At 40.6% G+C, this 22,076-nt stretch carries 18 protein-coding genes and 1 riboswitch; of the genes, 6 read left to right on the top strand and 12 right to left on the bottom strand.

What is annotated here, in order from left to right:
* Positions 1 to 10: 10 nt before the first annotated feature.
* From M028_RS0106245 to M028_RS0106220, 6 genes are all read right to left on the bottom strand, one after another.
* A complete protein-coding gene (locus tag M028_RS0106245) occupies positions 11 to 772 on the bottom strand; it encodes a threonine/serine exporter family protein (RefSeq protein ID WP_026573136.1) in 762 nt (253 codons plus the stop codon).
* A 106-nt stretch (positions 773 to 878) separates the two neighbouring features.
* Positions 879 to 1,052, bottom strand: coding sequence for a hypothetical protein (locus M028_RS32675; RefSeq protein ID WP_155925487.1), 174 nt, complete (start codon positions 1,050 to 1,052; stop codon positions 879 to 881).
* 91 nt (positions 1,053 to 1,143) lie between these two features.
* Positions 1,144 to 1,374 (bottom strand): hypothetical protein, encoded by a 231-nt coding sequence (locus tag M028_RS0106235; RefSeq protein ID WP_026573135.1) that lies wholly within the window; start codon positions 1,372 to 1,374, stop codon positions 1,144 to 1,146.
* Between the two features lie 84 nt (positions 1,375 to 1,458).
* Positions 1,459 to 2,457 carry an ABC transporter permease gene (locus tag M028_RS0106230; RefSeq protein WP_026573134.1) on the bottom strand — a complete coding sequence of 333 codons (999 nt, stop codon included), beginning with the start codon at positions 2,455 to 2,457 and terminating at the stop codon, positions 1,459 to 1,461.
* Between the two features lie 2 nt (positions 2,458 to 2,459).
* Complete coding sequence (locus M028_RS0106225; protein WP_035423872.1) at positions 2,460 to 3,944, bottom strand: sugar ABC transporter ATP-binding protein; 1,485 nt, start codon at positions 3,942 to 3,944, stop codon at positions 2,460 to 2,462.
* Between the two features lie 89 nt (positions 3,945 to 4,033).
* Positions 4,034 to 5,149 carry a sugar ABC transporter substrate-binding protein gene (locus M028_RS0106220; RefSeq protein ID WP_026573132.1) on the bottom strand — a complete coding sequence of 372 codons (1,116 nt, stop codon included), beginning with the start codon at positions 5,147 to 5,149 and terminating at the stop codon, positions 4,034 to 4,036.
* A 120-nt stretch (positions 5,150 to 5,269) separates the two neighbouring features.
* Positions 5,270 to 5,378: riboswitch (SAM riboswitch) on the bottom strand.
* A gap of 235 nt (positions 5,379 to 5,613) precedes the next feature.
* On the opposite strand from M028_RS0106220, the gene M028_RS0106215 reads away from it, so the two are divergent.
* Entirely contained in the window at positions 5,614 to 6,789 is a 1,176-nt protein-coding gene (locus M028_RS0106215) for an MFS transporter (RefSeq protein ID WP_035423869.1), read from the top strand.
* 33 nt (positions 6,790 to 6,822) lie between these two features.
* Here the strand turns inward: M028_RS0106215 and yfkAB are convergent, their stop codons facing one another.
* Positions 6,823 to 7,941 (bottom strand): radical SAM/CxCxxxxC motif protein YfkAB, encoded by a 1,119-nt coding sequence (yfkAB, locus tag M028_RS0106210; protein WP_026573130.1) that lies wholly within the window; start codon positions 7,939 to 7,941, stop codon positions 6,823 to 6,825.
* 167 nt (positions 7,942 to 8,108) lie between these two features.
* Positions 8,109 to 10,238 (bottom strand): DNA helicase RecQ, encoded by a 2,130-nt coding sequence (gene recQ, locus M028_RS0106205; protein ID WP_026573129.1) that lies wholly within the window; start codon positions 10,236 to 10,238, stop codon positions 8,109 to 8,111.
* Positions 10,239 to 10,432: 194 nt separating this feature from the next.
* Between recQ and M028_RS32670 the strand changes: the two genes are divergently transcribed.
* A complete protein-coding gene (locus M028_RS32670; RefSeq protein WP_155925485.1) occupies positions 10,433 to 10,606 on the top strand; it encodes a hypothetical protein in 174 nt (57 codons plus the stop codon).
* A 47-nt stretch (positions 10,607 to 10,653) separates the two neighbouring features.
* Here M028_RS32670 and M028_RS0106195 read toward each other — a convergent pair whose 3' ends face one another.
* Genes M028_RS0106195 through M028_RS0106185 form a run of 3 tightly spaced genes read right to left on the bottom strand, consistent with a single transcriptional unit; the run spans position 10,654 to position 14,582 of the window.
* A complete protein-coding gene (locus M028_RS0106195) occupies positions 10,654 to 12,240 on the bottom strand; it encodes a fatty acid--CoA ligase (protein ID WP_026573128.1) in 1,587 nt (528 codons plus the stop codon).
* An 18-nt stretch (positions 12,241 to 12,258) separates the two neighbouring features.
* Positions 12,259 to 13,416, bottom strand: coding sequence for a thiolase family protein (locus tag M028_RS0106190; RefSeq protein ID WP_026573127.1), 1,158 nt, complete (start codon positions 13,414 to 13,416; stop codon positions 12,259 to 12,261).
* Positions 13,417 to 13,436: 20 nt separating this feature from the next.
* Entirely contained in the window at positions 13,437 to 14,582 is a 1,146-nt protein-coding gene (locus M028_RS0106185; protein WP_026573126.1) for an acyl-CoA dehydrogenase family protein, read from the bottom strand.
* A 216-nt stretch (positions 14,583 to 14,798) separates the two neighbouring features.
* On the opposite strand from M028_RS0106185, the gene M028_RS0106180 reads away from it, so the two are divergent.
* The 3 genes from M028_RS0106180 (at position 14,799) to M028_RS29535 (ending at position 18,516) form a co-directional block, all read left to right on the top strand.
* Positions 14,799 to 16,430, top strand: coding sequence for a GDSL-type esterase/lipase family protein (locus tag M028_RS0106180; RefSeq protein ID WP_081810674.1), 1,632 nt, complete (start codon positions 14,799 to 14,801; stop codon positions 16,428 to 16,430).
* A gap of 184 nt (positions 16,431 to 16,614) precedes the next feature.
* Positions 16,615 to 17,577 (top strand): D-2-hydroxyacid dehydrogenase, encoded by a 963-nt coding sequence (locus M028_RS0106175; RefSeq protein WP_026573124.1) that lies wholly within the window; start codon positions 16,615 to 16,617, stop codon positions 17,575 to 17,577.
* 6 nt (positions 17,578 to 17,583) lie between these two features.
* Entirely contained in the window at positions 17,584 to 18,516 is a 933-nt protein-coding gene (locus tag M028_RS29535; protein ID WP_035423849.1) for a glycerophosphodiester phosphodiesterase, read from the top strand.
* A 45-nt stretch (positions 18,517 to 18,561) separates the two neighbouring features.
* On the opposite strand, the gene M028_RS0106165 is transcribed toward M028_RS29535, so the two are convergent.
* On the bottom strand, positions 18,562 to 21,306 hold the full coding sequence (locus M028_RS0106165) for a GTP-binding protein (RefSeq protein WP_026573123.1): 2,745 nt from the start codon (positions 21,304 to 21,306) through the stop codon (positions 18,562 to 18,564).
* 239 nt (positions 21,307 to 21,545) lie between these two features.
* Here M028_RS0106165 and M028_RS0106160 point away from each other — a divergent pair, with 239 nt between their 5' ends.
* On the top strand, positions 21,546 to 22,073 hold the full coding sequence (locus tag M028_RS0106160; RefSeq protein ID WP_026573122.1) for a hypothetical protein: 528 nt from the start codon (positions 21,546 to 21,548) through the stop codon (positions 22,071 to 22,073).
* Positions 22,074 to 22,076: the final 3 nt, after the last annotated feature.

Genomic DNA, 22,076 nt, shown 5'->3' with positions numbered 1-22,076 from the left:
CTCCTTGTTTTTATAAAAATGACAGGACGATTGCAATACCTGATCCGATAGCAAAGGCAGTTAGAAATGCTTCCGCCCCTTTTGATAGACCTGATACTAAATGACCGGCCATCAAATCTCTAATCGCATTAGTAATTAATAGTCCCGGAACCAAGGTCATAACGGAGCCAATGATTATTTTATCCAACTCATGACCGATTCCTAATTTTACAAATAAGAAGGACAGCAGACCTATTACAAAGGAAGCCAGGAACTCAGAAAAGAATCTAATGGGTACAAAACGGTGAAAGTAAATATTGCTTAAATAGCCAAGACCGCCTGAGATCATCGCCGGGATGAAATCATTCCAACCCCCGTTAAACATAATCATAAAACAGCCGCTTGCCAAGGAAGCCGCTGCCACTTGAACCATGAACGGAAACGTCAAGGTTAACGAGTTAAGTTCCTTTAATAATTTCAGTGCTTCTTTTGGGCTGACTTCCCCGCTGCTTATTCTGCGTGAAATACTGTTGACCATCGCGACTTTTTTTAAATCAGTGGATCGTTCAGAGATCCGAATAAGTTTCGTCTTCGTAGGTTCTGATCCTTCTGCTGAAAAAATGATCCCTGTTGGCGTTACATAACTATGTGAATTTTCTATTCCAAAGGCAGCGGCAATTCGCATCATGGTATCTTCTACCCGGTACGTCTCCCCGCCGCTCTGAAGCATGATTTTCCCTGCAAGAAGACATACTTCCATAATTTCATAGGTTTGTGATGCTTGATTTTCCATTCAATCTCTCCATTTATCCTTTAACATTCAGATAAATTACAGTTTAAATCAAAATTAAGTGAATAAGCAATCTTCAATTCTTATGAAAGACGTTTTCACCATTTTTTCAACAATTTCGGCCTTCATTCCTCTTATGAAGGACAGTTTTCGCCATTTCTCCAACAATTTCGTCCTTCATCAACCCCATGAAAGACGTTTTCACCTTTTCTTCAACAATTTCGGCCTTCATCCCTCTTATGAAAGACGTTTTCACTATTTCTCCAACAATTTCGTCCTTCATCCCTCTTATAAAGGACAGTTTTCATCTTTTCTTCAACATTTCGGCCTTCATCGACCCCTTGCAACACCAGCGGCTTTTCCCAGTAGAAAAATCACTCGCCAATATTGTTTTCAAACCATTCCTGGAGCTCTCTCAAAGAATTGAAGCTGAAAATCTCTTCCCCGTTCTGTCCGTTATCATCACCTGTATTCCCTCTTAAGGTAACCTGGCCTTCCTCACCGGAAACTAAAATGGCATAGGGATGGTTTACATTGATGTACCTTGCATCCAAATCATTGTCAATCCAGTTTTTACTGCGCAAAAACACCTCATAGTTTTCCACAACAATCCCTCCTATCCCCTTATTGTGCCAATTTATAAAAAAATAAGACCTCTTCGCCAACACGAAAAGGTCAAATACAATCATCTATGCTTTTTGCTTATAGTACGTAATTGCTAGCGCGAAAGCTAACACAGTTCCTTTTACAATATCCATTGCATAATAAGGAACAGACAACATCACGAGTCCGTTTTGAAGAATCCCAATCAAAACAGCTCCGATAAAAGTTCCAAAGGCATTCGCTTTCCCTGCACCAAGAACAGAAAATCCAATAAATGCTGCAGCAACCGAGTCCATCAAATACGGAGCCCCGGAATTAATCTCCGATGTCATGACTCGAGAGGCAAGCACAATCCCGCCAATCGAAGCAAAAAGAGCTGAAAGCAGGTAGGCTGCCACCTTATACTTATTAACCGGAATCCCTGAAAGCCTTGCTGCCTCCTTATTCCCGCCAATTACATACATGTAGCGTCCATGTTTCGTATAGTTTAAAAAAATATGAACAACTAAAACCGCCACCGCCATGATAATAATGATCCACGGAACCTCACCAATTTTTGCAAAAAATGGACTAATGAGACCTTCTGCCATTGTACCATCCGGCATCACCATGTTTTGCGAAACGGTTGCCCCTTTTGTATAGGATAACGCTGTCCCTTGAATGATAAACATTGTTGCCAACGTCATCAGCATATCCGGAATCCGCATTTTGACAATCATGAAGGAATTAACGGCTCCGACCACAATAGAAGCGGCAATTGCAGAGATAATCGCAACCAATGTATTTTGTGAAAACCAAACAAACATCGAAATCACGATAGCATTGGAAAGCGATGCGACGGACCCAACCGATAAGTCGAACCCATCAACAGATAACGAGATTGTGATCCCAATCGCAATAATCGTCACAATTGAAATCGACCGAAGGATATTAACGATATTGCTTCCTTGAATAAAATTGGAGTTAGCTGCCGAAAAAATAATGATTAAGGCAACAATCGTGATGATTGTTCCATATTTATAAAAAAACTGAAACAGGTCAAATGTTTTTTTCTCTTGTGGCTTTGATTGTATTTTTGCTTCCATTATTACCTGCCTCCTGTTGAATAGAATAAAAGCTCTTCTTCTGTTGTTGATTTTGTTTCCAATTCTTTTACCGCCAGTCCATCATATAAACAATAGACCCGATTCGTAATGCCGATGATTTCAGATAACTCTGATGTTGCATAAAGGATGGCTTTCCCGCGTTTCGCCAATTCCGCAATTAAATCGAAGATATCCTTCTTTGCCCCGACATCTACCCCTTTAGTTGGTTCGTCAAAAATATAAACATCTGCTTCAGCAACAAGCCATTTACCAATCGCAACTTTTTGCTGATTCCCCCCAGAAAGATTTTGAACCTTGGTTTCCTCTGATGGTGTTTTAATCCCAAGACGATGGATGAATTGTTTAGCATTTTCCTTCTCTTTTTTTCGATCAACAAAACCAAATACTTTCATAAATCGGTTTAAATTTGCAGCCGTTAAATTCGTTTCAACGGACTCAAGGACTAGAATCCCCTCTTTGCGCCTTTCCTCCGGCACTAACGCTACTCCATTTACCACTGCATCATGTGGATTGCGCAATTTCAGCTTTTTGCCATGTAAAATAATTTCACCCGTTGTCAATTTTTCCGAACCAAACAACGCCTTACACAGCTCGGTTTTTCCTGCCCCTACTAAACCGGCAATCCCAACAATTTCTCCCGATTTGACGTGTAGTGATAAATCGCGTATTTTATCTTGGTCTGAAAGGCTGTTTACCTCAAGAACAGTGTTTCCAATTTGAGTATGCAATTCGGGGAACTGCTCCTCCAATTTTTGACCCAGCATCTTCTCCACCACCTTATTTTGCGTGGTATCCGCTATTCTTTCGGTTGCGACCCATTGGCCATTTCTCATAATCGTAATTTCATCGCAGATTTCAAATATTTCCGGAAGGCGGTGGGAGATAAAAATAATCCCGACATTTTGTTTTTGCAGATCTCGGATAATTCGGAACAGCTCTGTTGTTTCAGTATGGCTTAATGGTGCTGTCGGCTCGTCTAAAATCAAAAATTCACATTGCTGGGAGATCGCTCGTGCTATTAGAACCATTTGCTTTTCCGCAAGTGTCAGTTCGCTTACTAGCTTTTTGGTGGAAATTTCAATATTCATGCCTGCTAATATTGCAGCCGCTTTTTCATGGAGCTCTTTCCATTTAATCAACTGCTTTTTCCCCATGCTGTGAACCGTTTCAAGCAACATAATATTTTCGGCAACTGTTAAGTAGGAGATAAGTGCAGTATCTACTTCCTGATAGACTATTTGAATTCCCGCATCCTGTGCTTTTTTCGGCGAGCGAATGTCCTGCTTCTGGCCATTCATCGCTATTTCACCTGTATAGTGGCTGTAAGCACCGGATAGAACCTTCATTAAAGTTGACTTACCGGCCCCATTCGCCCCGATCAAAGCATGGACTTTTCCTGTTTCCAGTGAAAAATGAACATGATTTAATGCTTTTACCCCGGGGAACTCAATTGATATGTCTTTCATTTCTAGTGTTGTCTTCGCCAAAATGGTCTCCCCCTTTCAAGAAAACACTCTCTTCATCATCTGAAAAAGAGAGTGTGATCAAAACTGCATTATTTCTTGTAATGATCTTTTAATGTCTTCATCCAATCCTCTTCAAATGCAGTAGATTGACCCCATCCTGGGATGATTTCTACAAGATTTACCATATTTACAGGCTGCTTGGACTTTTGCAGATCACTTTGTGATACTAGCGATGCTTCAAGGTCATATGTTTTTGGTGTATCCTCTTTTGCTAGTTTTTTAGCTAAAATTCTCATATCGACTGCACCAATCAATTTAGGGTCAACGGCAGCCGTATATTTCCAAGCACTGCCTTGACGCTGAATTTCTTGTAAATCGGAGTTTGAAACATCAATTCCATAGATTTTCACTTCTTCACGTCCTGCTTCTTTAAGAGCACGTGCAGCACCAATCGCAAAGGCATCCCATGTGGCAAAAATCGCATCTAATTTACCTTTTGGATATTTATTTAACATTGCGGCAACCGCATTTTGCGTTTGGACACTTGTATCAGCAGCCGCTACACCAAAACGGTCCACTTCTTTAATACCAGGATTTTTCTTAAGAACATCTTGATAAATCTTATTTCTTCTAACCATTGCTGGGAATCCGTCTACCCAAAGATAGGCAATATTGGCTTTTCCGTTTGTTTCTTTTACTAATTGATCGAGGGTTAATTGTGCTAGCTTTTCATCATCTTGAGAAGTTAACGTGACACCATCCACATCCGCTATTTTTGGATTTGAGTCGAAGGTAACGACGCTTTTCCCTTTTTCAACAATCTTCTTCACATCATTGACCGTTGCATCATCATCTCCATGAGAAATAATGTAACCATCATAGTTTTGGTCCAATGCTTGGTTAATCGCATCATGGAATTTAGCAGTATCGCCATTAGCGGTAAATACATCGACTTGGAAGCCAAGTGCTTCCCCTTCTTGCTTGGCACCAGCTAAAAATTGTGCTGTATGATCGTCTCCTCCGATTTTACGGATGACTTTAATTTTAAAATGATTTCCCTTCGCATACGCAGCTGGTACACCTTTTAATGAAACATTTTTGTCTTCGCTTGCTTGCTTTGTCGTACCTCCCGAAGCACAGCCTGATAATAATAGTGTGGCTGTAAGTGCTGAAACGAGTGTGCTTTTTAATAGATTTTTCCTCATCGAAATGCTCCCCCTTTTTCTATTGCTGTCTTATACCAAGATGGAGGGTCCCTTTTTTAAAAATAAAAAAACCTCTCTGAAAAGAGAGGTTTAAATCACTAGTAAAAAGAGATTTCTCCTCTCTTATCTTTCAAAACAAATAATTGTTTTGCAGGATTTAGCACCAATTCCGATTAGGAACGGTTGCTGGGCATCATCGGGCCAGTCCCTCTGCCACTCTTGATAAGAGAACGCAATATTATATGAATCTAGTTTTTATAATAAGCTTATTTTAACTCCTATTATCAAATTGTCAATAGTGTTTTGAATATTTCTAATAGAATAACTTTAACTTTTTCTAATGAAACTTTCATTGTAATAAAATTCAATTCGGCACTATAATATTTAGATAAACGAAATATATTTAGAAAGAAGTGCTATTTATCGTGTATCAACAGGAAAGTGCAAAGCGAAACCTAAGGATTATGTGGTTTGCCAACTTTTTTGTTGGCGGCAGTATGACGATGGTGCTGCCTTTTATTTCACTATATATTGAGTCGATGGGGAACTTTTCAGAAAGGTATGTACAACACTGGTCTGGATTAACTTTTGGAATCACCTTTGTGTCCGCTTTTATTTTTTCGCCTATTTGGGGGAAAGTTGGCGATCGGTTTGGCAGGAAGAAAATTCTCATTTATTCTGGAGTAGGTATGGGAACCTCCATCTTACTAATGGGGTTTGCTCAATCTGTTTTTCAATTATTTATGCTTCGCTTCTTCATGGGGTTTTTCTCTGGTTTTATTTCCATGTCCCAGGCATACATTTCAACACAAACTCCGAAAAAAATAGCTGGAAGAGTATTGGGGACACTTCAGACAGGCAGTATTACCGGCTCGTTATTAGGTCCCATGCTTGGGGGCGTTCTAGCGGATTCACTTGGATATGCAACCTCCTTTAAATGGACATCCATCTCCATTTTCATATCAGCCCTGTTGGTTATTTTCACCAAAGAGTTCCGGATTGAAACCAGCAAAAGCACGAAATCTCATTACTCAAGTAAAGAGGTTTTAATGCATATCGTAAAAAATCCTGTTTTTCTTACGGTTATATTACTTTCATCGCTTGAACAGATTGCTCATTTTAGTGTTCAGCCGATTCTCTCTTTATTTGTCAGTGACCTGCATGGAAAAACAAATGTCGCATTGTATTCAGGTATTGCCTTCTCCGCTGCTGGCCTAGGAAACTTAATGATGACGAAAAAATGGGGGAAAATCTCGGACAAGTACGGATATACGAAAATCTTAATCATCCTCCTCTTGGCGGCAGGGTTAATTTATTTACCAGGGGCGGCTGTCACACAATTTTGGCAGCTGGTTATCATCCGTTTTGTTCTTGGCGTTTTGATCGGCGGCGTTGTTCCGACCCGAATTGCTTATATCCGGCAGGAGGCACCAATTGCAATGCAAGGAGAAGTGCTTGGTTATAATACAAGCTTTCGTTTTTTTGGAAATATTATTGGCCCGATGCTCGGTGGTTTTATTTCCGGAACCTTTGGATATTCCGCCGTATTCATCAGTACAAGCGCCTTACTTATTATTAGTGGGTTGATTTTATTTGCCGCTGTCCACTATCAGCCAAAGTTTTTAAAGCATACAGCATAGGCCGCATGTTGAACATGCGGCCTTCTCATTTAGCTACTTTGCAATTTTCGCTTCTAAAGTAGTAAAATCAAGTTCTTTATAATAACTGTTTTTCACTAAGATATTCGGACCAAGGCATGAAACAGCCGGACAGTGACAATTTAATTCATTTGCGATACTCGAAGCTTGCCAGGCTTGATAAGCATCCTCAAGCCTTGTCGTTTGAATATTACCAAGCGCCGGGGTATCGCCAAAATCTGTGACAATAATATCACCGTTAAAAATGTTTACATTTAGACGTGAACGACCATCAGGATCATTTCTGACAGTTACATTTTTACTTTCATATAAACGTCTCAAAAGATCTAAATCTTCTTGGTTTTGGCTGCAAGGATAGAATGGCAGCGTCCCAAACAGCATCCACACATTTTCATCTCTAACATCCAGTAAATGATGAATCGCCCCTCGAATTTCGTCCAGCGTTAATGTCTCAAGGCTGCTGGCAAAATCGCTGGGGTACATCGGGTGAACCTCAACGCGCTGACAGAGCATTTCATCGACAATTTGCCGATGGATTTTTTCCAAATACGGTAATGTCCGCTTATTCAGCATCGTTTCCGCCGAAACCATTACACCCGCCTTCACCAATTCTCGGCTATTTTCAATCATTCTTTCAAAATATTTTTCTCGTTGTTTATAATTCGGTTTCTTCTCCATTCTGGCAAAACCGCCCTCGACAAAATCATCCACGGTTCCCCAGTTGTGTGATATATGTAAAACATCCAAGTACGGAACAATCATTTCATATCGATCCAATTCAAGGGTTAGATTGGAATTAATTTGTGTCCGAACACCACGCTCATGAGCATATTTTAAAATTGGCACTACATAATTTTTTACCGAGGAAAGGGAAAGCATCGGCTCACCGCCAGTGATACTAAGCGATCTTAACATCGGAATTTCCTCTAACCGTTGCAGGAGCAATTCAAGCGGAAGTGCCTCTGGATCCTTTGTCTGTAAGGTATATCCAACTGCACAATGCTCGCAGCGCATATTACAAAGGGTCGTTGTTGTGAATTCAATATTACTTAATTGAAGTTTTCCATGTTGCTCAACATCTAAATAGGCTTCCCACGGATCAAACAATGGGGTGATTTTCTTCATATTTGGCATGATAAATCTCCTTACTATCAGTCTTTCAAAACCTTTCCCATTCTAACATAAGATATTCTCTTAGCAAGAAAACCATGACCCAAAAGGCCGCAAACGATAATTTTTGCAGCCCCTCAAATCTACATTATTTTCAAATTCCCGGGAAATATCGACAAAAAGCTATATGATTATTTTTCTTTACTCATGAAATAAAGATAGCCCTTAATCATGAAATAGCTTACTTCGTCCGGTAGAAGCTCCTTAATCGGCTTTAAGCGTTCTGGTCCAGCTTCTTCAACTGCTTTTTCCAATAATGGTATATATTTAGAAGGAATAATGGTTGAAAAATCAACTCCAAGCCCTTGCTGAGCACATTGGATTAAATGGTTTTCAACGGTACTTAAGGATAAATCCCGCTGTTTTGCAATTTCCTTTATGGAAAGGTTGTTTTGATAAAGCTTGAGGGTTTCTAAATGGGAGTCCCCTACCGCTTTTTTCGCAGGCTTTTTTGCCGGCTGCTTTTCGGATGTTAGCTCACTTTGGTATTCAGGATTGGCCTCGCAAAACTCGCGAATTGCCTGAATAAAATCGAGACCATACTTTTGCAGCTTCATTTCACCAACACCGCTAACCTGTAAAAAGGCATCACTAGATTTCGGCTGTTTTGCACACATATCCTTTAACGCTGCATCTGAAAAAATCACAAACGGAGGTACTTTCTCCGCTTCAGCAATTTTTCTTCTAACCTCACGTAATACTTCAAATAATGGGTCGCTCTTGGATACTTGTTTGACGGTAACAATTTCCCTGCGATGAACTTGATGTTTTCCCAAAAGAACCTCTTTGCCTTTTGGCGGAACATAAAGTGTCGGAAAGGTTCCTTGTTCAATGGCAATTAAATCTTGAGAAATCAGAAACTCTATGAAATCACCGACATCCTTCGCACTTTGGTCCTTCATGATTCCAAATGTAGAGAGCGTGTTAAAGCCCATATCGGTTACTTTTTTATTCTTCGAGCCTGTTAACACTTGTGAGATAAGCGTTTTTCCGAAGCGCTGTCCCATTCGGATCATACAAGACAGCACCATTTGCGCTTCCTTCGTAACATCCACACTTGAACGGGAATCTAAGCAATTTCCGCATCTGCCGCAGGTTTTAGTTTCGGTTTCCCCGAAATAATGCAAAATAAATTCCTGTAAACAGTTTTCGGTGTGGCAGTAATCAACCATCTGCTGCAGTTTTTCTAATTCCTGCGTCATTCGGCTTCGGTCACTGGATTGGTCAATCAGGAAGCGCTGAATTTGCACATCCTGTGAGGAATGCAGAAGAATACATTCACTATCAAGACCGTCTCGTCCTGCACGCCCGGCTTCTTGATAATAGCTTTCCATGTTTTTGGGAAGCTGAAAATGGAGGACGTATCTTATATTACTCTTATCTATTCCCATTCCAAATGCTGATGTAGCAACCATCACGGAGGCTTTATCCTCCAAAAATCGATCCTGCTCTTTGGCGCGTTCCACATCTCCCATCCCCGCATGGTACCGTGCAACCTCTATGTTCTCTCTCTTTAATTTTTCATAAAGCTGGTCGACATTCTTCCTGGTTGCGGCATAAATAATCCCGGCTTCCTTTTCATTCTTTTTAATATAATCAATGAGAAATTTAAAACGATCCTGTCCCTTAATAACAGAAAAAGAAAGGTTCTCCCGTTCAAAACCTGTCATCACCGTGTTCTCTTCATCAATTTTAAGCAGTGTGCAAATATCTTCGCGAACTTTTGGTGTAGCTGTTGCTGTCAAAGCAAGGACGATAGGTTTCTGCGGAAGGTTATTTACCATTTGTTGTATATGGCGATAACTCGGCCGGAAATCATGTCCCCATTGTGAAATACAGTGGGCTTCATCAACAGCTACTAACGGAATTTCCATTTGTTTAAGGTCCTCAATGAATTCCTGAGATTCCAGGCGCTCAGGTGCTATGTATAAAAGCTTGTATTTCCCCTGTTTAGAGTCCCGAATTCGCTCATTTGCTTCGTTATAGCTTAGGGAACTGTTGATAAATGTTGCAGGAATTCCTGCCTGGATAAGGGCATCGACTTGGTCTTTCATTAAGGAAATCAGCGGTGAGATGACGATGGTCGTTCCCGGAAGCACCATTGCTGGGATTTGATAGCAAATCGATTTACCACCACCAGTCGGCATTACACAAATCGTATTATTTCCTTCTAATACAGAGCGGATCGCCTGCTCTTGCCCCTTACGAAAGGATTTGTACCCGAAATACGTTTCTAATATTGGAAGAGCTTGTTGAAGCATCTTGTCACTCCTTTCTATTAAAAAAACTCGTATTTCCATTATACGAGTTTTTGAGCATCGAATTCTATAGTCATATAAGGAGCTTTTTTGGACAGCACTTGAAGTGGATTTAAGTTACAATTAATGGGTATTTTTTTTAATGAGACAATCCATTACAATATAAGTAAATCAAAGACCTAAAGAGGGCACCTGAAATGAAACCATTTAAAGAAAAGAAAAAACATAAGAAAAAAATCCGTCATTATGTATTTGAAGAAATTTTTGAGTGTATCTTTGAGGGGATATTAGGTCTGATATGGAGATTAATTGTAGGGCTTTTTCACCTTATAGTCCGGTCGATTGCTGCTGTTTTTCACCATTTCTTTTAACTTAAAGGTTGCCAAAAAGCCAGGCAGCTTTTTGACAACCTTCTTTATTATTGTTGAGCTTTCCCAAATGAGGCCCCTTGAGCAAACAGTTCCTCTAACTTTTTCCGTAATATAAACTTTTGAATTTTCCCGCTGGCATTCCGCGGCAGCGCCTCACAGAAAACATACTTTCTCGGCCGTTTATAGTTTGCTAATTTGTCGCTGTTCTTACAGTAATCATCCAACTCTTGTTCGGTGACAGCGGCATCTTTTTTCACAACAAAAGCAGTTACCGTCTCACCCCAACGGTCATCCGGCTGCCCGACTACTGCGACATCCAGGACTCCAGTATGAGCATGTAAAGTATCCTCTACCTCGCGCGGGTAAATATTTTCCCCGCCGCTGATAATCATGTCATCCACACGATCATTTACAAAAAGATAGCCCTCTTCATCCATATAGCCAATATCCCCTGAGTGGTACCAGCCCTTATACATTGCTTTTTCTGTTGCCTCTTCCCGGCCAAAATAGCCAAGCATCATGCACGACCCCTGAACAATAATTTCACCAGGTTCGCCTGGAAGCAGAATATCATCCGGATCGGATGGACCATCCTCTCTTGGACGGACAACCCGAATATCATGATTTAAGCAGGCCTGGCCTGCAGAGCCCACTTTCCGCAATTGATCGCTTTCAGATAAAAAGGAAATCGCCGGCCCCATCTCAGTCATTCCATATGCCTGTACGAGGGATATTCCCAAGCGGTCGTGGCAAGCATGGACAAGGGAAGGCGCCATTGGAGCAGCTCCATATAAACCAAGCTTCAAGCTTCTAAGGTTATATTGGCTCAACTCCTCTTGAAGAAGCATATTCCACATTGTTGGAGCAGCAAAAAATTTCGTGACTTTTTCCCGACTGATTAATTCAAGAACTTTTTTTGGATTAAATTGGTGCAGAATCACATTACGGCAGCCCGAATGAACCCTTGGCAGGAAAGCGCAATGAAGTTCCGCACAATGGAACATAGGTGCGGTTACCAGCCCGACATCCATCGCTTCATATTTCTTTGCCGCAATCACCAACATACTTTGCTCAATCATATTCCGATGACTATGCATTACCCCTTTCGGTCTGCCGGTTGTCCCGCTTGTGTACATAATCGCATATAGATCATTTTCATCAACTTCCACCTGTAAAATTTCGGATGAAACCGCACCAAGCTGTTCATGAAAGTTTTTTGCATAGATGGGCGTATCTTCATCAATATACCAGAAGGAGATGGCTGGGAAACGGTTCTCGATGTTGGCGATGATAGGCTCTAAAGCTTTTTCAAAAAGAACAACCTTTGGGGAAGCATCTACTAAAATATAAGCAACTTCCTCAGCAGTTAACCGAAAATTAATCGGGTTAAAGACAGCACCGATTTTGGCGCAGGCAAAAAAGGCAGTCCCTAATTCTTCCGTATTAAATAGAAAAGTCGAGACACGGTCGCCTTTTTTAACCCCTTCCTTTATAAGTGCGTTCGCAAGGCTGTTGATCCGCTCGTTCCATTCTTTATAAGTGAAACGAACATTTTTTCTTACATCAAAAATCGCTTCCTTATTCGGAAACTTTTTAACCGTCAAATTGAAAACTTTTCCAATCGTCGTTCCCATACAATCTCCTCCAGAATATTAGACTAGCCTTTCAATAATCGTCGCGTTTGCCATCCCATGCCCTTCACACATTGTTTGCAGACCATAGCGGCCGCCTGAACGTTCAAGCTCATGTATCATTGTCACCATTAACCGTGCCCCGCTGCCGCCCAATGGATGACCCAAAGCAATCGCACCTCCATTTGGATTCAGCTTAGCCGGATCTGCACCTGTTTCTTTTAACCAGGCCATTGGTACCGGTGCAAACGCTTCGTTGACCTCAAAAATATCAATATCATCAATGGATAGACCTGATTTTTCCAATGCCTTTTGGGTGGCCGGGATTGGCCCTGTCAGCATCAAGGTTGGATCCGATCCAACGACAACACGGGTATGAACACGGAAGCGAGGTTTTAACCCCAGCTCCTCTGCCTTTTCTCGGGACATAAGTAAAAGGGCTGCTGCGCCATCGCTGATTTGACTGGAATTTCCCGCATGAATAACCCCATCTTCAACAAAGGAGGTTTTTAGTCCGGCAAGTGCCTCTAAAGAAGTTCCTTTTCTTGGCCCCTGATCATCCCTAATAACCGCTGTTGTGCCATCAGGAAGTGTTATTTCAAGTGGAAAAATTTCTCTGTCAAAATAGCCCTCGGCTTGTGCACGCAATGCCTTTTCGTGACTTTCGAGTGAAAATTGATCAAGCTCCTTTCGGGTAAAACCATATTTTTCAGCAATCCGCTCTGCAGAGAGCCCTTGGTGAATCATCTCAAATCGTTTTCTTAAATTGGGGCTGAAAGGGTCTCCAGATCCTTTATAGCTAGACCCCATCGGCACCCGGGACATGCTTTCAACACCACCAGCTATTACGACATCCATATCTCCCGCAAGGATGGCCTGTGCCGCGAAGTGAACAGCCTGCTGGCTTGAGCCGCACTGGCGGTCAATCGTGGTTCCTGGAACCTCAATTGGAAATCCGGCAATCAATGCCGCGACTCGGGCAATATCTCCTGCCTGTTCACTTACCTGCGTGACACATCCGAGAATGATATCATCAATAATGGCAGGGTCTATCCCGGCTCGATTGACTAATTCTTTTAATGTTAATGCTGCCAGGTCATCTGGACGAATATCCTTTAATACCCCATTTCTTTTTCCAACCGGTGTTCGAACACCTTCTACAATAACTACTTCCCGCATCATTTATCGACCTCTCTTTTCTATAATCCTAGGTTTTTTGCAATAATTGTTTTCATAATTTCATTCGTCCCCGCATAAATGCTAGAAACTTGTATATCACGGAATCTTCTCGCAATCTCATATTCCTCCATATAGCCATAGCCGCCGTGCAGCTGCATACATTCGGAGGCAATCTTCTTTGCATTTTCTGTAAGTTTCCATTTTGCCATTGAAACCTTCGTCACAACATTTTTACTCTCGATATGTTCTGCAATCAGCTGATCTAAAAAGGCCCTGCCCATTTCAATGTCGGCCGCCATCTCAGCGATTTTAAACTGGGTATTTTGGAATTGGCTGATGGACTTTCCGAAAGCTTCACGGCTTTTTACATAATCTATTGTTAGTTTTAGCATTACCTCTGCTGCTTTCTGGGCCTGTATCGCCACAACAAGCCGCTCCTGCTGTAGTTTATCCATCATATGGAGGAATCCCTTTCCTTCCTCACCAATAAGATTTTCTTTTGGAATCTTGCAATCTTCAAAAATAAGTTCAGCAGTATCCTGGCAATGCAAGCCAACCTTGTTCAGCTTTCTCCCTCTAGAAAAACCGGGGGCGCCTCTTTCTATCATCAATAGGCTGATTCCTTTATGTTTTGGCTTGGCATTTGGGTCAGTTTTACAAGCAACTAGGATTAAATCCGATTGAATTCCATTGGTAATAAACGTTTTTTGTCCATTTACTATATAATGATTTCCATTAAGTTTTGCGGTTGTTTTAATATTAGCCAGGTCTGAACCTGTCCCTGGTTCCGTCATCGCAATTGCGGTAATCAACTCACCCGAAGCACACCTTGGCAGCCATCGCTGTTTTTGTTCCGCTGTTCCAAAGGCGGTGATGTAGGGGATGACAATATCGCTGTGAAGTCCAAGCCCCACTAATCCGGATCCTACGCGTTCGAGTTCTTCATTAATGACAACAGAAAAACCCCAGTCCACCCCACTCCCTCCATACTTCTCCTCTAAATCGGGACAAAGGAATCCCTGCTCCCCCATTTTTGTCCAAAAGGAACGAGGAATAAGGCGATTTTCCTCCCACTGTTCATAAAAGGGATATGCTTCTTTGTCCAAAAACTTTCGTAAAGATTTGCGGAAAATTTCATGGTCTTCTGTTAAATAAGGATGATTCATTTAACAATCACCTCTCTACGGTTTGTAAACGCTTACCACCTATATTTTAACAGATAATATTGAATTTTTTGAATACTTTATTCTCCGCACTCTATCCCTATTGCCGATGTCATAGGACTTTTTGCATAATTTGTAGAATTATAAGTGTTGAAAATTCAGAAAATATGAAACTATAATAGTTTTGGTAGGAAAAAATTACATAATTGGAGGGAATTTTTGTTGAAGTTTAAAAAGTTGTCGATTTTATTTGTATTAATACTGGCACTAAATACCTTCTTTTCTTCGTTTGTTTTTGCCGAAAATAACGATAAAAAAAGCATTGTTGCCTTAGGGGATTCGATTACATATGGATGGAATCTTCAAGATCGTTCACAAGCCTTTCCCTATCTAATTGGGACTGACGAATATACGGTCTCGAAAAATATTAGTGCCCCTGGCTGGAAAACTACTGATTTATTAGCAGCAATGAACAACGCTGAGAATATGGATGCAATCAAAAATGCTGACTTGATTACGTTGGATATCGGAAATAATGATTTATTATCGCTTCCGGAAGTAAAAGTAATATTAGATCAATTAAAAGCTAACCCGCCGGTACTGCCCACTCAGGACCAAATTAATGCAGCAACTGTTGCTTTAATGAATGCTATTTCAAAACTCCCAGCAAATCTAGGTACAGTAATCACAACAGTTAAAAATGTGAATCCTGATGCACCAATTATTCTTTACAACCTATATAATCCATTTGGAACCAGCGCAGGTCCTTTACATGACCTTGGTGAAAAAGTTATCCCGGCTGTGAATTCACAGGTTATTAACCCTCTTGCGCAGACCTTTGGTGCACACATAGCTAATGCCTATTCCGCATTTGATGGAAGACAAGCTGAATTAATCCTACCTGGAGATATTCATCCAAATACTACAGGCCATCAAGTCTTAGCTGGTTTAGCAAATGATATTTTAAAAACCTTTACACCACAGGATTTTGATATTACATTAACACCATCAACAACAAAGCCAGCGGAAAAGGTAACAATTTCTGTTTCTTCCACGGCAAAAGAAGTTATTGCAATGAAATGGCAAAAAGGCGAAAAAACCGTTGCAGATTTCACTAACCAAGGAGAAAACATTACTGACAATAAATTTAATGTAACTGAAAATAATAAATACACCGTTTATGTTAAGGATGGCACTGGACTTGAAAAAGTAAAGGTCATTGATATCAACAATATTAAACAGGCACCTGCACCTGATTTCACCCTTGACTTAGCGGCTTCGCCAACAGAGGAAACAGTTGGACCAGTGACCATCAAAGTTTCCACCACTGCCGAAGAGGTCCTACAGATGAAATGGCTTGCTGGTGAAAAAACGGTTAATGATTTTGCCAACGATGGCACTGACATCACGAATAACCAGTTTGATGTAACCAAAAACGGAAAATATACCGTTTATGTATTGGATGGTAAAGGTGTCCAAAAAGTAAAGGTCATCGAAATTAAAAACATTAAAGCGAAGACAGACGATCCTGGGAATGGAAATCCTGGTGACGACGGTACTTCTAACCCTGGCGATAATCCAGGAGATACCGGTAATGATAACCCTACTGATAATCCTGGGGATACTGGTAATGACAACACTACTGATAATCCTGGGAATGGCGGAATTGATCACCCAGCATCTGATTCCGCTGATAAAGGCAGCAAGAGCCCTATATCCGGATCAGATAATTCCTTACCTAACACTGCAACACCAATGTACAATTATGCTGCATTGGGACTAGCCCTACTATTAACTGGATTAGTAGCACTGAAGGTCCAGCAAGTAAGAAGAAAGAGAGAAAATATATAGTTTAATATGAGATCAGTCCATTGGAGAACTGATCTTTTTTCTTTGAATACTCCTCTCCCTCTTATTCTCTGATAATTTCTCTAAAAGGCTCCCTTTGATATTGAACTAGTACTAGTTATCATTTTCTCCATTTTCAGTTATCATGAATATAGTTAATAGATTTTTAATAGAACGGAGCGATGGTATGGAAAAGGGAAAAATGGTTATTACCCATAAATTAACACAGCAGCAATTTAACCAAATCCAAGTAATCATCCCTGATTGGGAATTAATCGTTGGAAAAGATAAAGAAATTTGGCAAGAGCACTTGCAGGATGCAGAGATTATTGCCGGTTGGAAACGGGGGCTTGAAGAATATTGCCTCACCCCTGATTCAAAACTCAAATGGCTTCAGACGTGGAGTGCCGGAGTCAACTCCCTGCCTCTTGAAAAACTGGAATCAAAAAACGTTTTCGTTACGAGCGCCAATGGTGTGCATTCCTACCCTATTTCTGAAACCATCTTTGGCTTGATGCTAGGGTTAACGAGAAAAATCCATACCTATGTAAAGAACCAGCAATCGAAAAAATGGCACCATGCAAACATGGGCTTGGAATTGCATGAAAAGACGATTGGAATTTTAGGTGTTGGGGCAATCGGAAAAGAAACCGCAAAAATAGCGAAAGCCTTTGGTATGCACGTAATCGGCGTCCGAAACTCTGGAAATCCTGAAGAATATGTCGATGAAATGTATAAACCGAACGAACTTGATGCCCTCCTGCCAAATTGTGATTATGTTGTGATTACCATGCCATTAACAAAAGAAACGTATCAATTAATCGGAAAAGAGAAATTTGATCAAATGAAACCTTCTGCCTTTTTCATTAATATTGGCCGTGGTGAAATAGTCGTAGAAAAGGATTTGGTTCAAGCCCTACAAAACGGAAAAATTGCTGGTGCTGGGCTTGATGTTTTTGAAAAAGAACCATTGACTGAAGATAGTCCCCTATGGGAAATGGAGAACGTGATTATTACCCCGCACACCTCCGGCTCAACTGAACATTATAATCAGCGGGTAATTGAAAAAATACTTATTCCAAATTTAAAAAGCTATCTTTCCGGACAAACTCCATCAGAAAATCTAGTAGATTTTTCGAAAGGCTACTAGTGATCTATGGCGCAAATCACCATTGAAAAAACAAAAAGGCGAGGCGTCAAATTTTTAAAGATTCTTGTACCGGCTCTTCTTCTTTTTCTGCTCGCTGTTAATCTTTTGCCCGTTCAGCCTATTAAGGAGAAGCCATTTTTTAAAAATAACCGTCCACTGGTTGTTGCCCATCAAGGCGGTGAGCTGCTCGCTCCCTCCAATACAATTGCCGCATTTTCTAATGCAGCAAAACTTGGGGTTGATGCACTCGAAACTGACCTCCATATAACAAAAGATGGCCAGTTAGTAGCCATCCATGACCCGACTGTTGACCGGACAACGAATGGACATGGGGCTGTAAAAGACTTGACCCTGAAGGAAATCCAAAAGCTTGATGCCGGGTACCATTTTAAAGACGTGCACGGCCAATACAGTTATCGTGGCAAAGGTGTCTATATTCCAACCACTGAAGAGATTTTTCAAAGGTTTGGGAACATGAGGATTGAGATGGAAATTAAGGATGATAATCCGCCGGAGCGATATGAAGAAATGGCTAAAAAGCTTTGGGCTTTAATTGAAAAGTATCATATGGAGGATAAAATTCTTGTTGCCTCTTTTGACCAAAATATTCTTAAAACCTTTGATAAGTATGCAAAGGTACGAGTGGCCACTTGTGCTGGTAAACAAGAGGTGACAAAATTTGTTGTGTTTCATAAGTTCTTTTTAAGGGATTTATATCAGCCGCAGGTGGATGATTTTCAGTTACCCGTTGCGGATAGCGGTTTCGATTTAACGGACCAGAAATTGATTGATGGTGCACATCGGCGCGGCATGCAGATTCATTACTGGACCATTGATGACTCGAAAACGATGAAAAAATTAATTGCAGCCGGGGCAGATGGGATCCTAACCAACAGGCCGGACCTGCTGCTTAAAGTGATGAAAGAAATGGGGAAGTAATACGAAAGGCTGCACGGATTGTAACCCACCGGCAGCCTTTTTTTATTAATAAACCGTTTGTGCCCCTTTACCCGCAACTGTCATCCATTCAAACTGTCGTAGTCTTACCTCAAACAAGGTCAATGGATCGCGGAATAGTTCAGGATTGGTGTTCATTTTTCCAAGCAACTCTTGATTCGTTTCAATTTCTGTTTGCGCTTCTTCAATTGCTCGCGATACCACGCTTGCCGGGTCTCTAAAAAACAAGCTAATATCCCGCTCCAACGCTTTTTCAAATAATTCAAATTGCTGGAAAAAACGCTCATTTACCAGTGCAACCGTTTCAGAATAATCCTCATTCTCCACAAAAGCTTTGTACTTATTGAACAACATGGTTTTGTTTTGCGACAACGCACCTAACAGCTTCCCTGCACTTTTTAACAAGAACTGTGATGGGGTACGGCGCAGCAGGATATTAACAGGATCTAAGATGAATCGGCTCGTCATTCGATCTGTATCCCTCCGCCAATCATCAAGAACCTTAAAATCACATTCCAGCTTAAACCGTTCCTCTCCATACATGACGTTGAAGCCTTCCGCCATTTCATCTAAAAATTGTTGGCTTTGAATGAATTCCTCTTTCGTTTGTCCAATCCACTCCTGCAACGATGTATAGTATTTCGGAAGAATCGTCTGCTCTAAATATTCTTGCATTCTTTTATTCATTTCGTTATTTAGCTCAAGATGAATATTGCTAAAATCGCTATTTTCTTTGATTAATAGAGAGCATTCCTTCAGCATTTTCGGTACACAATCTGAAATTTCCTTCTGAAGCTCCGTCTTAATGAGACCATAGCTCCTTGAAATGGTCTCAGCTTTTTGTGATTCGGTATCCTTTATTTGGTTAAGTGCACCGGTCAATTTCAGGTGCATCTCTTCATTCCATCGTACCGATTCAATTAATTGGTTCTCCACATCAATACGCTTTTGCAGCAGCTCTGTAATGGTTGAACGGATAAAAAATAATAATTTTGCCAGCCGTTTATCTTCAATATTTCTAGTATGCTTAATCGATTGGATAAACTCCGTCAACTTACTTAACTGCTGACCACGATCATTTTGCGACGAAAACGCCAAAACCTTCGAATCTGGTAAATAGGAATTGATTTCCGCCTTTGTTTCATTAAAAATCCGTACGGTATCCTGTTCATTCGCAATTGTATCCATTTTATTCAGCAGAAAATGGATTGGAACATTCGGTGCCTGGTCATGGATTTGTGAGAGAATTCCCCGCTCCTTAGCTGTAAAGGGTGCATTGGCATCGAGCACAAATAACACCGTATCTGCCGCATGAATCTGTTTCATCACTTCATACTGATTCCCATTTAGCCCAGGAGTATCAATCATTGAAAGTCGATTCTCCTTTAAAAATGGATTAGGCCGCTTAAATTCAATTAGCGACTCTAATGCATTCCGACGCCGATCCATTCTTTCTTGAAAGTCAACTAGGTCCGCCAATTGAACCGTTTCCATATTGTTGATTTCATCTATTTCAAGTTCCGGATGGTCCTTAAACACAACAACAGATGATGTAGGACTATCCTGCAAATCTTCACCGGAAACCATATTGATAAAAGTGGATTTGCCACTGCCGCTCAATCCGGTTAGTAAAAGATGATGGGTTTCAAAATCAATTAGTTGCTGAACCATCCACTTTAGACGATGATTCTCTCCCATATCGTGTGCTTCTGCCCAATGTAAAATCGATTCAAACAGCTTTAGACACTCTTCGAGTTCGTCGATTTCATGATCCATTTTACTGATAAACTTTTCAGCCTCACTCACAATCAACATATTAATGCTTACTGGAAATAACTCATTCCAGGAAAGGACCGCAGCTGACGCCAAAACAAGTTGAGAAGAATTCGAGATCCGAATCCAATTAGAAAGTAAATCAGGAATGATATCGGTTAATTCCTTAATCAAATAGCTTCCATCAATCAAGCTGAAATAGGTTTCCTTAAAAAGGGCAGAAAGTTTTTCCCAGTGTTCGTTTTGGCCTATTTCCAAATTGGATACAAGGTAATTGATTTCTTTTAACCAGGTAAAATAGCAATCTTCCGTTTTATAACTGTTCCAAAGTGCAGCAGTTAACTCTTCAAATTGCTTCCTATCTAATGTATATACAACGTTCAAGGCCCGTGAAAAATAGCCTGGTAAAAGACGTTTTGTTACACCATTATTTACATAAGAGTTTACAATTCCGAACCATTCCAATGTCTCTGTACGAATGGCCTCATTCACTGCAAGTTCAATGGCATTTTGCCAATCCTGCCGCTCCTCAAAAAACTTTCTGGCGATTTCTGTAACCTGCGGATAATCCGGATTGGAAAGAACCGTTTTCTTGATGACTTCGACTGCTGAGTCCATTTTCCCGCGTTCGTTATAAAGTGTAAATAACTGTAAAGCTACTTCAGTCTTTAAGGTTAGATTGTCGGTTTCAATAGCGGTATACAAGTCCTCGGCATTGGACAACAGCCCCATTTCGTAATAAGCATCTGCTGTGTTTTTTTGCGCCCATGGCTCCAGTTCATTAATAATGTTTCCCCATTTAAAAATGGCTGTCTCAAAGTCTCTATTGTGAAAATACACTTCACCTTGTGCAAACCTTATATAGGATAAATCCGGTATATCCTTTTGCATTTCTTCTTGATAGGCATCCCCGAGAATACGAATCGGATGTACCTCTTCATGTTCATTAATGAACATGCTATAGTACTGTTTTTCTGTTAGCTGCTTTTCTAACGACATTGTTTTCCCTCCAATTGCAAGCACTTCTATGTCATTCATATGGAAAAGAGGCATATTTATTCCTCATACTATTCGAACAATGGGACGATTATAAGTCCATAACAGAATAATTCTACCAAATGAATTTTTAAAAGCCATTTCAGTTATGTTTCATTTCGGAGACAAAGCTTTTGAAATCGCTTTTTTTCTCCGCTTTTACACCGTATAATGTTGTCAAAGAAAGATAAGGAGCAATCATTTTGGAAAAGGAACAGGCAATCTCACTCAGTAATTGTATAGAAAAGTGGAATGGAACTGGCTATGAAATCACTCAGTTAAAAACAATTGACGATACTTTACCAAAGTTTCATCAATGGACAAATGGAAAACCTGTAGTAGCGGGTTATAAAGTTACCCGGATTGACTATGATACAAGCTACTACTTTATATTTATTGACTGGCATCGAAACGACAAGTATTATTTAGTGATTTATACGCATGATAAATCGACGACCGTCGCTGAAATTCGCAATGTGGAAGAAGTCAACGGGGACTTGCATCTGCTATGGGCATATAATCCATTAAAGAGGGACGGGAAAAATGCAGAACGTAAAGCCTACTTTAAACAAATGTTTGGCTCTGTGACTGTTCAGATTAAGCTTCCTTCATCCCCCCTTGATTTAGCCGAATTCTTTAGCCAACTATTTCTTCTTTGTTCAAGAAGGATAAAAGCGGACCGGATTGTCGAAGTCTTTGATTTTGATGATCCACATAAACTAGAACGATAGGAA

This window comes from Bacillus sp. UNC438CL73TsuS30 (assembly GCF_000482325.1).
Classification (GTDB): domain Bacteria; phylum Bacillota; class Bacilli; order Bacillales; family Cytobacillaceae; genus Neobacillus.
This window is presented reverse-complemented; position numbering and strand designations above follow the sequence as displayed.

Coding starts and splice junctions, on each gene's coding strand:
- M028_RS0106245 (WP_026573136.1), bottom strand. CDS start 772: ATGGAAAATCAAGCATCACAAACCTATGAAATTATGGAAGTATGTCTT.
- M028_RS32675 (WP_155925487.1), bottom strand. CDS start 1,052: ATGAAGGACGAAATTGTTGGAGAAATAGTGAAAACGTCTTTCATAAGA.
- M028_RS0106230 (WP_026573134.1), bottom strand. CDS start 2,457: ATGGAAGCAAAAATACAATCAAAGCCACAAGAGAAAAAAACATTTGAC.
- M028_RS0106225 (WP_035423872.1), bottom strand. CDS start 3,944: ATGAAAGACATATCAATTGAGTTCCCCGGGGTAAAAGCATTAAATCAT.
- M028_RS0106220 (WP_026573132.1), bottom strand. CDS start 5,149: ATGAGGAAAAATCTATTAAAAAGCACACTCGTTTCAGCACTTACAGCC.
- M028_RS0106215 (WP_035423869.1), top strand. CDS start 5,614: ATGTGGTTTGCCAACTTTTTTGTTGGCGGCAGTATGACGATGGTGCTG.
- yfkAB (WP_026573130.1), bottom strand. CDS start 7,941: ATGCCAAATATGAAGAAAATCACCCCATTGTTTGATCCGTGGGAAGCC.
- recQ (WP_026573129.1), bottom strand. CDS start 10,238: ATGCTTCAACAAGCTCTTCCAATATTAGAAACGTATTTCGGGTACAAA.
- M028_RS32670 (WP_155925485.1), top strand. CDS start 10,433: ATGAAACCATTTAAAGAAAAGAAAAAACATAAGAAAAAAATCCGTCAT.
- M028_RS0106195 (WP_026573128.1), bottom strand. CDS start 12,240: ATGGGAACGACGATTGGAAAAGTTTTCAATTTGACGGTTAAAAAGTTT.
- M028_RS0106190 (WP_026573127.1), bottom strand. CDS start 13,416: ATGCGGGAAGTAGTTATTGTAGAAGGTGTTCGAACACCGGTTGGAAAA.
- M028_RS0106185 (WP_026573126.1), bottom strand. CDS start 14,582: ATGAATCATCCTTATTTAACAGAAGACCATGAAATTTTCCGCAAATCT.
- M028_RS0106175 (WP_026573124.1), top strand. CDS start 16,615: ATGGAAAAGGGAAAAATGGTTATTACCCATAAATTAACACAGCAGCAA.
- M028_RS29535 (WP_035423849.1), top strand. CDS start 17,584: ATGGCGCAAATCACCATTGAAAAAACAAAAAGGCGAGGCGTCAAATTT.
- M028_RS0106165 (WP_026573123.1), bottom strand. CDS start 21,306: ATGTCGTTAGAAAAGCAGCTAACAGAAAAACAGTACTATAGCATGTTC.